The organism is Metabacillus idriensis, from assembly GCF_009674765.1.
Classification (GTDB): Bacteria; Bacillota; Bacilli; order Bacillales; family Bacillaceae; genus Bacillus_P; species Bacillus_P idriensis.
This window is the reverse complement of record NZ_WKKF01000018.1, coordinates 1-12624: the sequence shown is the minus strand read 5'-3', so window position 1 is coordinate 12624 and position 12624 is coordinate 1. Positions and strand designations below refer to the sequence as shown.

The 12624-nt window shown below is 36.7% G+C and carries 10 protein-coding genes and 1 pseudogene; 3 read left to right on the top strand and 8 right to left on the bottom strand.

What is annotated here, in order from left to right:
- Positions 1 to 3: 3 nt before the first annotated feature.
- The 5 genes from GJU41_RS23205 to GJU41_RS23185 form a co-directional block, all read right to left on the bottom strand.
- Entirely contained in the window at positions 4 to 1599 is a 1596-nt protein-coding gene (locus GJU41_RS23205) for an acyl CoA:acetate/3-ketoacid CoA transferase (protein WP_154319710.1), read from the bottom strand.
- A 62-nt stretch (positions 1600 to 1661) separates the two neighbouring features.
- Entirely contained in the window at positions 1662 to 2801 is a 1140-nt protein-coding gene (locus tag GJU41_RS23200; protein WP_154319709.1) for an acyl-CoA dehydrogenase family protein, read from the bottom strand.
- A 121-nt stretch (positions 2802 to 2922) separates the two neighbouring features.
- A complete protein-coding gene (locus tag GJU41_RS23195; RefSeq protein WP_154319708.1) occupies positions 2923 to 4383 on the bottom strand; it encodes an aldehyde dehydrogenase family protein in 1461 nt (486 codons plus the stop codon).
- A 12-nt stretch (positions 4384 to 4395) separates the two neighbouring features.
- A complete protein-coding gene (locus GJU41_RS23190; protein WP_154319707.1) occupies positions 4396 to 5565 on the bottom strand; it encodes an iron-containing alcohol dehydrogenase in 1170 nt (389 codons plus the stop codon).
- Positions 5566 to 5665: 100 nt separating this feature from the next.
- A complete protein-coding gene (locus GJU41_RS23185) occupies positions 5666 to 6715 on the bottom strand; it encodes a TRAP transporter substrate-binding protein (RefSeq protein WP_154319706.1) in 1050 nt (349 codons plus the stop codon).
- A gap of 252 nt (positions 6716 to 6967) precedes the next feature.
- Between GJU41_RS23185 and GJU41_RS23180 the strand changes: the two genes are divergently transcribed.
- Together GJU41_RS23180 and GJU41_RS23175 are read left to right on the top strand one after the other, a co-directional pair.
- The gene (locus tag GJU41_RS23180; RefSeq protein ID WP_170292895.1) at positions 6968 to 7510 is read left to right on the top strand and encodes a TRAP transporter small permease; all 543 of its coding nucleotides are present in this window, start codon (positions 6968 to 6970) and stop codon (positions 7508 to 7510) included.
- Positions 7511 to 7523: 13 nt separating this feature from the next.
- The gene (locus GJU41_RS23175) at positions 7524 to 8804 is read left to right on the top strand and encodes a TRAP transporter large permease (protein ID WP_154319704.1); all 1281 of its coding nucleotides are present in this window, start codon (positions 7524 to 7526) and stop codon (positions 8802 to 8804) included.
- A 249-nt stretch (positions 8805 to 9053) separates the two neighbouring features.
- Here GJU41_RS23175 and GJU41_RS23170 read toward each other — a convergent pair whose 3' ends face one another.
- Complete coding sequence (locus tag GJU41_RS23170; protein ID WP_170292894.1) at positions 9054 to 10031, bottom strand: electron transfer flavoprotein subunit alpha/FixB family protein; 978 nt, start codon at positions 10029 to 10031, stop codon at positions 9054 to 9056.
- A 15-nt stretch (positions 10032 to 10046) separates the two neighbouring features.
- Positions 10047 to 10820: an electron transfer flavoprotein subunit beta/FixA family protein gene (locus GJU41_RS23165; protein WP_154319703.1), complete on the bottom strand. Its 774-nt coding sequence runs from the start codon at positions 10818 to 10820 to the stop codon at positions 10047 to 10049.
- A 168-nt stretch (positions 10821 to 10988) separates the two neighbouring features.
- Here GJU41_RS23165 and GJU41_RS23160 point away from each other — a divergent pair, with 168 nt between their 5' ends.
- Entirely contained in the window at positions 10989 to 11651 is a 663-nt protein-coding gene (locus GJU41_RS23160) for a GntR family transcriptional regulator (RefSeq protein ID WP_170292893.1), read from the top strand.
- A gap of 384 nt (positions 11652 to 12035) precedes the next feature.
- On the opposite strand, the pseudogene GJU41_RS25530 reads toward GJU41_RS23160, so the two are convergent.
- Positions 12036 to 12170, bottom strand: a pseudogene (locus GJU41_RS25530) (VOC family protein); the annotation flags it as partial.
- Positions 12171 to 12624 lie beyond the last annotated feature (454 nt).

Sequence of the window (12624 nt, the reverse complement as noted above, 5' to 3'; positions counted from 1 at the left end):
CTATTACACCCTTTCCATAAATGTCTTAGTGGCAGATTCCATGAAATAATTAGACTTCATTTCTCTTAAATCAGGAGAAATCGTTACTTTGAAATCTACATTTTTTAAAATATCCTTTTCTACATCAATTCCCGGTGCATGTTCTATTAGATGTATGCCATCTTCCTCTAATCTGAAAACACAGCGCTCTGTAATATACAGAACTTCTTGCCCTTTTTTGATCGCCTGAGCTGCATTGAACGTCATATGTTCAATGGCTTCTACAAACTTCTTGTGTCTGCCTTCCTGTTCAATCTTCAACTGTCCATCTGCTATAGATATTTTTAAGCCGCCGCTTGTTAATGTCCCGCAATAAAGAATCTTTGGCGTTTTATGTGTGATATCAATAAAACCTCCTGAGCCTCTATAGATACCATTAAATTTACTCACATTGACGTTCCCTGAACCATCAATTTGGGCAAAGCCAAGCAATGTAGCTGAAAGTCCTCCGCTTTGATAGAAATCAAAGGTTTGCGTAGATGTAACAAATGCATCAGGGTTTATATGTGCACCGAACACTTCTACACCCATCGGCACTCCTCCAATAGCTCCATGCTCCAAGGAAAATGTAATGTCCTTAAAGAAATTTTGCTCAATTGCTAGCTGAGGCAAATCAACAGGAATACCTACCCCTAGGTTTACCGTCATGCCTGGTTCAATTTCTTCTGCAGCTCTTTGGAGAATAACTTTTTTAACATCGAGTGATAGAGGATTGCATAATTGGCTCATCGGTTTTCTGATTTCTCCTGTCCAGCTTGGTTCATATCCCGGCAATAGGCTCTGTGTTTGTTCCTCATCGACAACAATTGCATCTACGAAAATACCAGGAATCTCAACTGACCTCGGATGAAGGGTATTATTTTTCGTTACACGTTTTACTTGTGCAATAACATAGCCGCCGCTAGCTTTCGCAGCCATTGCCATTTCAAGTCCGCTAAGAGTAGCTGGCTCTTCCTCCAGCGTAATATTTCCATCTTCATCTGCGGTCGTCCCTCTGATAATTGCAACATCAATTGGAAAGGACGGATAAAATAGAAGCTCTTCTCCATTAAGTTCAAGGATTTGATTTAGAGTGGCCTTCGTTAAATTGTTTAAACGGCCGCCATCATATCTCGGATCAACATAAGTATGTAACCCTGCTGTGGTAAGCAATCCTGGATGTCCACCTGCAATGCATCGGATAAGCTGGAAAAGTGTTCCCATAGAAAAGTTATAAGCTTCAATTTCATTGTTCCGAATCATATCTGTTAAATTTGGACTCTCTTTGACATTGAAACTGCCGCTTACAAGTCTTTTTAGCATCCCTTTATACGCAACATGTTCAAGTCCAGTGCTTCTTTCCGGATCCCACCCTACCCTGACAGGGGTAACGACAGTCAGATTTTTTGGTTCGGCTGTTTTTACATACCGCTCACCCAAGGCAGACAAAACTTTCTCCGGGCAGAGAATGGAGATAAGACCTCCTATCGTTATTGTTGCTTCGTTCGGAATTCTGTTCACTGCTTCTTCCGCGGAAATGACCTTGGACTTGCTTTTTTTATAATGAGATGTTGTCCCCATTCTCAAAGACCTCCCAATTTCATTGAAATCAATAGTTGGTTACTCGTATAATTAGTGGTTCATTATCCTCGCTGATCGAATCTTCTTTCTAGTACGCTTGAAGCAAGCATTGTTTTGTGAACTTGCAGTGTACCTCCTGCAATTGAAGCAGCACGTACACAGCGGTAGTACCATTCAAGTGGATATTGTTTTGAATATCCATATCCCCCGTGAAGCTGGATACAAGTATCTGTGATGCGTTGAGATGCTTCAGCCACAAAGATTTTTGCAACACTTACTGCGTTTTTATCAGGCTTATTATCTGATGCAGCCTCTGCTGCGCGGTATAGAAGTGTGCGAGCTGCTTCTAACTCAACATACATATCAGAAATCATCCATTGTAACCCTTGAAACTCTGCAATGTCTTTGCCAAACTGTTTCCGCTGTTTTACGTGCTCAATTGTTCGATCAAATGCAGCTTGAGTAATCCCAAGCGTTTGTGCTAAAAATCCTAAGCGTACACCGTTATATACGCCCATTAATTTTTTGAAGGCATTCTCTGTAACAAGAACATTTTCCTTTGGTACAATTGCATCTTCAAAATAAAGTGTACATTGTATTTCACCGCTCATATTTTCTTCGTGCGGACCAATTGTGAAGCCCTGTGTTCCACGTTCAACAAGAATTGCACCTATATCTGAGGTACGGCCTGAATTACCAAAACGAGCATATACTACAAACAAGTCAGCAAGATGAGCGTCACTGATAAACACTTTCGATCCGTTTAAACGGTAATGATCACCTTCGTCAATAGCAGTTGTTGTCATATCTGTTGCAGCGCTTCCTGCTTCTGGCTCACTCATTCCAAGCGCAACAAAAAGTGTTCCTGAAGTGACTTGCGGCAGATATTTATTTTTCTGATTCTCATTTCCTAAGTGATTAATGAAGGAAGCAATCCCCATACTGGCATGATAAGCATGGCGCCCACTTGTAGGACATACTCGGCAAAGTTCTTCAATGATTAGTAATGCTTCAAATAAATCAAGATTCATCCCCCCGTATTCTTCCGGGAGGGTTAAGCCTAAAAAACCATGATCTGCTAATTTTTTTGAATTACTCCAAAACTCTTCGCCTTCTAGCCACTTTGCAGCAGGATTTAATTTATTTTTCGCGAAATTGCGTGCTACGTCTTTCCAATCTTGTTGGGCTTCTGTAATTGCCATATAAATACCCTTCCTTTCTGAAAAATATCATATATTATCGATAATTAAAAACTCATAAAACTTCTAATATTCTGCTCTTCTGCCAGATAAATGTTTATGACACTTTCTATATAGATTCCTATTAATTGGCATTATAAATGACTTTTAAATCCGTAAAGAAATCCTTTGCCGTACTTCCAATTGAGTAAGGGCCAACAGCAGAAGCTTTCATCCCGCCAAATGGTACATGCGATTCACTAATGGTTCCGTTGTTTATGTGTATCATTCCAGCTTCTGCTTGTGCAACAAACTGATCTGCATAATCTTTATTTTTTGTAAAGCAAGAAGCAGCAAGTCCATACTCGCTGTCATTCATAATTTCTATTGCTTCAGTAAAGCTGTCTGCAGTCATTATAGAAAGGACAGGACCAAAAATTTCTTCTTTGGCAAGTCTTGAATTTGATTTTACATTTGTAAAGATCGTCGGCCGGAAGTAGTAGCCATCTTTTTCTTGAATTTTTATTTCTCCTCCAGTAAGCAGTGTAGCACCTTCTTCATGACCGATTTCTACATATTTCTGCGTTGTAATCAACTGATCTTTAGACACAAGAGGACCCATCGTAGTATTACTTTCGAGCCCATCTCCAATAACATATTCTTCAGCTTTTTCTTTAAGTGCGGCATATACGCGGTCTGCATCTCTTTCATTAATAATAATTCTGCTGATAGAGGTACATCTTTGCCCTGCTGCAGCAAAAGCAGCTCCAACGATTTGTGTAACCGCTCCTTCTACATCTGGGTAGTCATAAATGATAGCCGCGTTCTTCCCACCCATTTCTAGCTGAACTTCTACTAAACGTTTAGATGCCAGTTGGTAAATACTTGAACCTACCTCCGTTGAACCTGTAAATGTAATTCCTCTTACTTTTGGGTGATTAACAATTTGATTTCCAACAGATCTGCCAGAACCAATAATTAAGTTTAAAACACCAGGCGGCAAACCTGTTTTTTCAAATAGTTCAGTTATTTTAGCGCCCATTGCGCCTGTTATGCTAGCTGGCTTGAACACGACTGTATTACCCGCTGAAAGCGCTGGTGCAATTTTTCTTAATGGTGTTACTAATGGAAAATTCCACGGTGAAATGGCTGCGATTACTCCCTTTGGAACACGCACAGTTCGAATTTGAACGTTTTCACGTTCACTCGGCAATGTTTCTCCAGACAGCCTTGATGCTTCACCAGCTGTATAACGGACTTCACCAATCGTTTTATTTACCTCTCCTAAAGATTCACTAAGTGGCTTCCCTTGTTCCCTTGTTAAAAGTTCTGCAACTTCATCCTTATGTGATTCTAATAGATCGGCAAATTTATAAAGATATTTAGCACGGCTTATTGCAGGAACTTGTGACCATGTTTTGAAAGCTTCGTGAGCCGCTTCGATTGCATGATTGGCGTCATCTGTTGTTGAACTTGGACAAATTGACACGGTTTCTTCAATATTTGCTGGGTTTTCTCTATTATAAGTCTGATTTTTAGATGAAGGTACCCAATTACCTCCAATGTAGTTTTGCACTGTAATAGTCTTGTTTTTTACTGTTACCATTTTTCTCACCTCTTATAGAATAGTATGAATTAATGAAACTAAATCTTTTACTGAAACCTGTTTAGGGTTTGCATTTGCAATCCCACTTGCATATGCTTCTTCAGCAACAACCTGAACTTCTTCATCGGATAATTCAATGTCTATTTCTTTAAGCGTTGTAGGAATATCTAAGTCCGAGATTAAATTTTCAACAGCAGTCACTGATTTTCCGGCAGCTTCTCTAAGTGTTATGCCTTCAACATTTTCTCCAAGCAGGAAAGCGATATTTCTAAATTTCTGAAAGTTAGAGCTAACATTATATTTCATTACAACTGGCAGAAGCATAGAGTTTGCCAAACCATGTGGAATTTTATACCGCCCACCTAATGGATGGGATAAAGCGTGAACTGCTGCTACCCTTCCCCAAATAAACGCTGCACCTGCAATTGTGCTCGCAAGCATCATATTGGAAGCAGCTTCAATATCTGATCGATCTGCAGCAAATGGTCTTAAGTTCTTTCCAATCAATTCAATTGCATAGAGTCCTAATGCTTCTGTGATTGGCTGTGCCTGATTAGACGTATATGATTCTATAGCATGACTTAAGGCGTCCATTCCGGTCATTGTAGCAAGTCCTTTTGGTAAAGTTGTAAGCAAGACAGGATCTAATATAGCTGCCTTAGGGTGTAAATGTTCGCTTAAAATACCCATTTTGTATTTTCGATCTTCGTCTTTGAGGACCGTGGCATGAGTTACCTCTGATCCGGTGCCTGCCGTCGTTGGAATAGCTATTACATCAGGACCTTTATTTGGAATTTTATTTTTCCCCTCGAACTGGTTTAAGGAACCTGGATTTGCCACAGCTATGGAAATGCCTTTAGCAATATCAATTGAACTTCCTCCGCCAAAGCCGATTAATGCGTCACATTTTTTTTCCGTGAAAATTTGTTCAACCTTTTTCACGATTCGAATCGTTGGATCAGGTTCAACCTCGTCGAATACTTCAAATTTAATATTCCCTTCCTTAAGTATGGATTCTAACCTATCAAGTGCTCCAGAGTGTGCAATACCTTTATCTGTACAAATTAATACATTTTCATAGTTATATTTTTTTATAATTTCAGGTAATTCTGCAAGGCGGTTAACACCGAAATAAATCTGAGTGTGAAGGCCAAATTCAAAAGTATCTTTTATTAGGTTCATAACTAATCCTCCTGTGAATGCAATATCATTTTGATGATTTAAGAGATCTAAATCATTTAAAGAGTACCCTAACGGTAAACGCTTTCATTTGTGGCTAAATTTACTTTACATTTTCTATTTCTGCTAGAAACTCGTCCAAATAATCTTGGCCGATCTCATCAACAAATTCATCATAAACACTTTTTACAGCTTCTTCGAACTCAGCATGTGCTTCAGGTGTAAGTTCTGTAATTTTTGTACCGCCATCACTAATCATTTTTTTATAGTTTTGATCTTCTTTCTGGTTAAGTTGACGCTGATAATCGCCTGCTTCTTTAGCAGAGTCCAATACAATTTTCTTTTCTTCCTCTGAGAATCCATCAAAGATTTTTTTCGAAATTACCAGCCCCATTGGATTATATACATGATTTGTAACCGTCATGTATTCTTGTACTTCATAAAATCTATCCATCGCTGTGTTCCCAAATGGGTTTTCCTGACCATCAATAACTCCTTGCTGCATTGCTGTAAAAAGCTCTGTATACGCCATTGGTGTCGGGCTAGCACCTAATGTACTCCATGTCTCAATGTGAACAGGTGTTTGCATAACCCTAATCTTTAATCCATCGATGTCTTTTACAGACTCTATTTTTCTAGTGCTATTTGTTAATTGTCTAAATCCATTCTCAAAGTAAGCTAGAAAGACAAGGTCTTCTTCTTCAAGTAGTTTGCCTACTTTTTCTCCGTAAGGACCATCTAATACTGAATAAGCCGTATCTGCGTTGGGAAATACAAAAGGTAGATCATAAGCTAACATGGGCGGCGCCCAGTTTGCCAACATGGAAGTTGATACCCCGACGGCTTCCAATGTACCAAACTGCAGACCCTCAATCATTGTACGATCGTCTCCTAATTGTCCATTAGGATAAATCTCCACAGTTATATTCCCTTCTGTTCTTTCCTCTATAAGTTCTTTGAATTTTTCATATCCTTTAAATAATGTGTGTTGTTCATTATTTACAGAACCAAGTTTAATTACTTTCTTTCCGGAACTCATAGATCCGCCAGATTCATTGGAAGATTGGGAGCTCGTGGCACCTTCACTAGAACAGGATGCCAAAATGCCTGCTAAAAGAATAAGTATTAGCAGAATGAAACCATTTTTCATCATAATAAATTTCTCCTCCCCTATCACTAGACATTTGGTGTTTCTAGAATTTAATCGCCAAACAGTATAGATTATATTTCTAATAATTATCGATAATCTATAATACAAACTCTATCAAGTTTCTTTTTAATTGTCAAAATAATTTAAAAATTATATATTATCTTCTAAACTTCTCTTTACTTTTCGATTATCGATAAAATATAATAAGCTTTAAGATTGTCTATCTTGATGAATATAAGGAGGGTTAATTATCTTATGAATGTTGTAAAGAAGATTGATCGAAATTTTGAAGAGTATGTTTGCATCGTTTTATTTTCCATAATGACTCTATTAATAAGTGCTCAAATATTTACTAGGTTCATTTTTAATTACCCATTAGAATGGACAGAAGAATTGGCTAGATTCATATTTATATGGCTTGTTTACATCTCCATATCATTGGCTGCAAAACACAATCGCCATTTAAAAATGGAAATTGGAGAAAGTACAATTGCAAAGAAAACTGGTAATTGGATTTACTATTTTTCAGATTTATGCTGGTTAACATTTAATATTTTTATGATATTTTATGGTACTCAAATGGTTCAGAGTTTATTGAGTTCAATTCAAGTTTCTGCAGTAACGCGAATCAATATGGGAGCCGTTTATACGATTGTTCCATTTGGATTTGCATTAATGTCTCTGCGAATTATTCAAAATATGATTAAAAGAAAAAACACTTCTTCAGAACCTGAGCATATTCAAGGCAGTGTAATTCATAATGAACTAGAAAAACATCCAATAAAAAACATACAATAAGGGGGTCTCATTTATGGCAGCAAGTATTGCTTTAGGGTCAGTTTTGATCATGTGTTTAATTATCGGGATTCCAATTGCTATTGCAATCGGCATTGCTGTGCTAGTTTCTTTGCTTTTAGCCGATATTCCCATTGCATTCCTTACACAAAGCGCCTTTACTGCATTAGATTCATTTCCCCTAATAGCCATTCCATTTTTTATTTTAGCTGGGGCTTTGATGGAAACAGGTGGCTTATCAGCGAGATTAATCGCATTTGCTAACTCCTTAATGAAAACGTTTACAGGTGGACTTGCACTTGTTTCAATGTTATCTTGTTTATTCTTTGCTGCTATTTCGGGGTCTTCGCCAGCTACGGTAGCTGCAATAGGGTCAATTATGATTCCAGCTATGATAAAAAAAGGATATGATCCAGGATTTTCAGCTGCTGTATCAGCGTCTGGCGGTGGATTAGGGATTTTAATTCCTCCATCTATTCCACTTATCATTTTCGCTATATTAGCAAATGTATCCATAAGTGATATGTTTTTAGCAGGGGTCGGACCTGGACTTGTTGCAGTAATATTTTTAATCGGTGCTGTAATCATTATTTCTAAAAGGAAAGGTTATAAAGGGGCTGAGGGAAGGATTGATTGGAAAGAAGTTTTAATTAATTTCTGGGAAGCAAAATGGGCGCTCCTGACACCAATCATTATTCTAGGAGGAGTTTATGGAGGTATATTCACCCCAACTGAATCAGCAGTAACAGCTGTCTTATACGCATTCACAGTTGGTTTGTTTATACATAAAGAGCTTAATTTAGAGAAAATAAAAACTGCATTTATTTCCTCTTCCATCATGACAGGAGCCATTTTGATTATTCTTAGTACCGCAGCTGCATTTTCCAAGCTTATTTCAATCTATCAAATTCCGAGTATGATAGGAAACTTTATTATGGGTATATCAAGTAATCCACTGGTTATTATGCTATTAATTGGCTTATTGGTTCTTATTATTGGAACTTTCATGGAAACGCTTTCGATTATAATAATTTTAACTCCTCTCTTCTTGCCAGTCATTCTGCAATTAGGAATTGATCCGATTCACTTTGGGATTATTTTAGTGTTGGCTGCTGAGATAGGATTATTAACACCTCCTGTTGGATTAAATCTTTTTGTTGCTTCAGGCATATCCAAGTTATCAATTGAAAGAATATCGATTGCTATAATCCCATTTATATTAGCGATGATTTTAGCGCTTATTGTGATTATAATTGTCCCACAGGTATCGACTCTCTTGCCTTCAATTTTCAAATAAGTTTTATGAGAGCTAGAAATGCAGAGTGTATATCAAGATAAAAAATATATGTTCCATAAATTAAACATAATAAAGCTTGTCGTTAAGGAAGAATTACCTTTTCGACAAGCTTTTATTATTCTTTCCTTCACATACTAGTTTTAGAGGAAAAGAACACTCCTGTAAGATAAAAGGCATTAATAGACATTAATTTTAGGTTATCTGTGGACTTAGACTTCTGAATCCTCCCAAACAATCCATTTAATCATTTTATGCATTTACTAGTTCCTTTTTTAATTCCTCAATTAATAATGGTACAATTTCAAATAAGTCTCCTACGATACCATAGTCTGCTACTTTAAAGATATTCGCTTCAGGGTCTTTGTTAATCGCAACAAGTATTTTGGAATTCGACATTCCTGCTAGATGCTGAATTGCACCTGAAATTCCACATGCTATGTAAAGATCCGGGGTCACAACTTTCCCTGTTTGACCAATTTGAAGAGAGTAATCACAGTACTCAGAGTCACATGCACCACGTGATGCACCAACTGCTCCGTCAAGAATATCGGCAAGCTCCTCGAGCACCTTAAAGCCTTCAGCACTCTTAACTCCACGACCGCCTGCTACAATAACTTTAGCTTCTGAGAGATCTAACCCGCCAGATGTTTTGCGAACAATTTCTTTAATCACAGTACGCAAGTCTTTAATGTCTACTTTTACAGATTGAATATCACCAGAAAGGGATTCATCCTTTTCTAGAGGAGGAATATTGTTAGGGCGAATCGTTGCAAAAACCATGCCATCTATAATTATTTTCTTTTCAAAAGCTTTTCCAGAAAAAATCGGGCGAGTGAATATGATGTTATCATTCTCATTTTTCAAATCAATAGCATCAGAAACAAGTCCAGTATCTAGTTTGCTTGCAAGATATGGAGCTAGATCTTTGCCCTGTGCAGTATGTCCTATTATTATTCCTTCTGGTTTTTCTTTTTGAATAATAGCCATCATCGCTTGTGTATAGCCATCGGATGAGTAGGTTTTTAATTTTTCTTCATCCACGGTTAAAACACGAGTTGCACCATATGAAATCATTTCTTCTGCTAAATTATTTGCATTTTCACCAAAAAGCACACCAATTACTTCTCCATCTTCAGCAATAACTTTTCCCGCAGCAATAGCTTCAAACGACACATGACGGATGACTCCATCCCGAACTTCACCTAATGCCAATACTTTTCGTCCCACTTGATTATTCCTCCCTTATATTACCTTCGCTTCTTTCTTCAATAAATTTAATAACTCAATTACTTGGTCATGTACCTCTCCTTTTAAAACTTTCCCAGCTTCTTTTTTAGGCATTAAATATATTTCCAAAACTTTGGTTTTGGCTGCTGCATTTTCTTCATCAAGGTCAAGATCATCAAGCTCGAGCTCTAAAAGCGGCTTTTTCTTAGCTTTCATAATTCCTGACAAAGAGGGGTAACGTGGTTCGTTTAAGCCTTGCTGAGCCGTAACGAGTAACGGCAGTGAAGTTTCAATAACTTCCATGTCCCCCTCTACATCTCTCTCAATTGTCACTGCTTGACCATTTATTTCAATTTTTGTAATGGCCGTCACGTATGAAATATCAAGAAGTGCTGCTAATCGAGGGCCGACTTGACCAGAACCTCCATCGATTGCCACATTTCCACCCAGGATTATATCAAACTCATTTTTCATAAAGAAATGCGATAGTACCTTTGCGGTTGAACATTCATCTCCATCTTCAAGATCATCATCCGAATTCACCAAAACTGCCTTATCTGCCCCCATTGCTAATGCCGTCCGTAGTTCTTTTTCTGCATCTTCTCCACCGACTGTAATAACTGTGATCTCACCGCCATGTTTATTCTTTAAAAGTATGGCTTCTTCAATTGCGTATTCATCATATGGATTGATGACATATTTTGCTTCGAATTCTTCAATCACTCCATTTTTCATAACAATTTTTTCTTCAGTATCAAAAGTTCTTTTCATTACAACATAAATATTCATACCTTTACTCCCTTCCAAAGTTTAAATTATATATTATCGATAATATATAATTAATACTATACTCAATATTTTGATTTGTCAAAAAATAATTAACGTTGATTATCTGTTATTTTTTAGCTAAACTTAATATTAACGATAATTGATAGTTAATGAAAAGGAGTTATGCTTATGGGGAAATCAGTCAAAAATTTTTCATTAGCTGATCAGGTATGTGAGCTATTAAAGGATGCCATTATCAAGGGTGAATTAAAACCAGGCGATCGGCTTATTGAGATGGAAATAGCAAAGGAATATAAAGTTAGCCAGGCTCCAGTTCGTGAAGCTTTATCCCGCCTTAGAATTGAGGGATTAGTTGTTCATTACCGACATAAAGGGTCATTTGTATCCAATTTTTCCAAGAAAAATGTAGAGGAAGTCTACAGCTTCCGGGAAATGATGGAACCTTTAGCCATCCAAAAAGCACTTAATAACCTGACAGATGAAGATTTAAGGGAATTGTCGAATCTTTACAAAAACATGCTCACTGCTGGTAAAAATAATGATCTTGATAAGGTTAGAGAAACAGACAATGCCTTCCATAGCTATATATACAGGCTGGCTGATCACGGATTTATGTATCAGGTTTGGGAGGATTTAACCGCTTTATCCGATCGCATTTGGTACTTAACGAGTCAGATTTACTTTGATAAGCTAGATGAAATTGCAGAACTTCACAAGCCGATTTTAGATGCCATGTATGAACGAGATGAAAAAAAGTGTATTGAAGCATTTAAGGCACATATGCATTTTGTCTGGGAAAAAATCCGCCAAGATGAGAAAATCATTTTCTAAAAACCATTAGGAATGGCCTTTTAAATTGATATTAAGTGAGCTACATTTGGCTTTTATAGATTGCATGTTTTTGGAAAGGATATATATTTTAAATGGATTGTTATTATTGTTTACGCCCAAAGAAGGGATTTACATTGGAATGATCCAAAAGTCTAGCCGCTCTTGATAAAAGGGTGGTTTTATTCATTTTAAAGTTAATAGTGGAATCCAGCTTTCTTTTAACATTGGTTCCTTATGTTTCCTTCCTCCAATGCCTGCTTCCAACCACTTTCGAACGAGTTTTAAGGCCTGTCAATCGCTTATTCGTTGCTCCGAAAATTTCATTAACTTGGTTTGAGTGATTATCAAAATATCCTTGGATATCGACGTCGACTACCCCAAAAATCCATTTAAGTCAAAATAGGCAGTGCTTCTACCCTTAACTAACAATTTTACATCAAATACATTTTGATAAAATTTAATAAAAATTCTCTAAATCAGACACTGAAAATAAAAATGATTTAAACCTTTTACAGACACTATCCACCTCAAATTTGGACTTTTTTATATTCCCATCATACAAAGGAAGCAGGTCTTATTGAAATAAACCGCTTTGCTAGTGCAATTGCTAGTGCAATAAAAAAAGAAAGATCCTGTATTTTCACTACAGGATTTTGATCAAACTTTTTAAACTTATCAATCTATATATAAACAATCAGACATTATTATAAATTATCATTTGATCCTATTTAGGTTCATTCCCTCTTCTATTAATAAGTGACCTCCCCCATCTACATTTTACTAGAGATACTTAAGGTATTTTATCTTCAAACCATCCTGTACAACAATGATAATGTATATGTCAATATATACATTATCATATAAAAAATTATATAGTTAAACATATACATTAATTACATAGTCAACCATAATTTTATTTACATATATACATTAACATTAACAACAATGTTAATGTATATATTAAATTTAATAT

Excerpts from the sequence above, each read along its gene's own strand:
- GJU41_RS23195 (WP_154319708.1), bottom strand. The coding sequence starts at position 4,383 with ATGGTAACAGTAAAAAACAAGACTATTACAGTGCAAAACTACATTGGA.
- GJU41_RS23200 (WP_154319709.1), bottom strand. The coding sequence starts at position 2,801 with ATGGCAATTACAGAAGCCCAACAAGATTGGAAAGACGTAGCACGCAAT.
- GJU41_RS23180 (WP_170292895.1), top strand. The coding sequence starts at position 6,968 with ATGAATGTTGTAAAGAAGATTGATCGAAATTTTGAAGAGTATGTTTGC.
- GJU41_RS23190 (WP_154319707.1), bottom strand. The coding sequence starts at position 5,565 with ATGAACCTAATAAAAGATACTTTTGAATTTGGCCTTCACACTCAGATT.
- GJU41_RS23205 (WP_154319710.1), bottom strand. The coding sequence starts at position 1,599 with ATGGGGACAACATCTCATTATAAAAAAAGCAAGTCCAAGGTCATTTCC.
- GJU41_RS23160 (WP_170292893.1), top strand. The coding sequence starts at position 10,989 with ATGGGGAAATCAGTCAAAAATTTTTCATTAGCTGATCAGGTATGTGAG.
- GJU41_RS23185 (WP_154319706.1), bottom strand. The coding sequence starts at position 6,715 with ATGATGAAAAATGGTTTCATTCTGCTAATACTTATTCTTTTAGCAGGC.
- GJU41_RS23165 (WP_154319703.1), bottom strand. The coding sequence starts at position 10,820 with ATGAATATTTATGTTGTAATGAAAAGAACTTTTGATACTGAAGAAAAA.
- GJU41_RS23175 (WP_154319704.1), top strand. The coding sequence starts at position 7,524 with ATGGCAGCAAGTATTGCTTTAGGGTCAGTTTTGATCATGTGTTTAATT.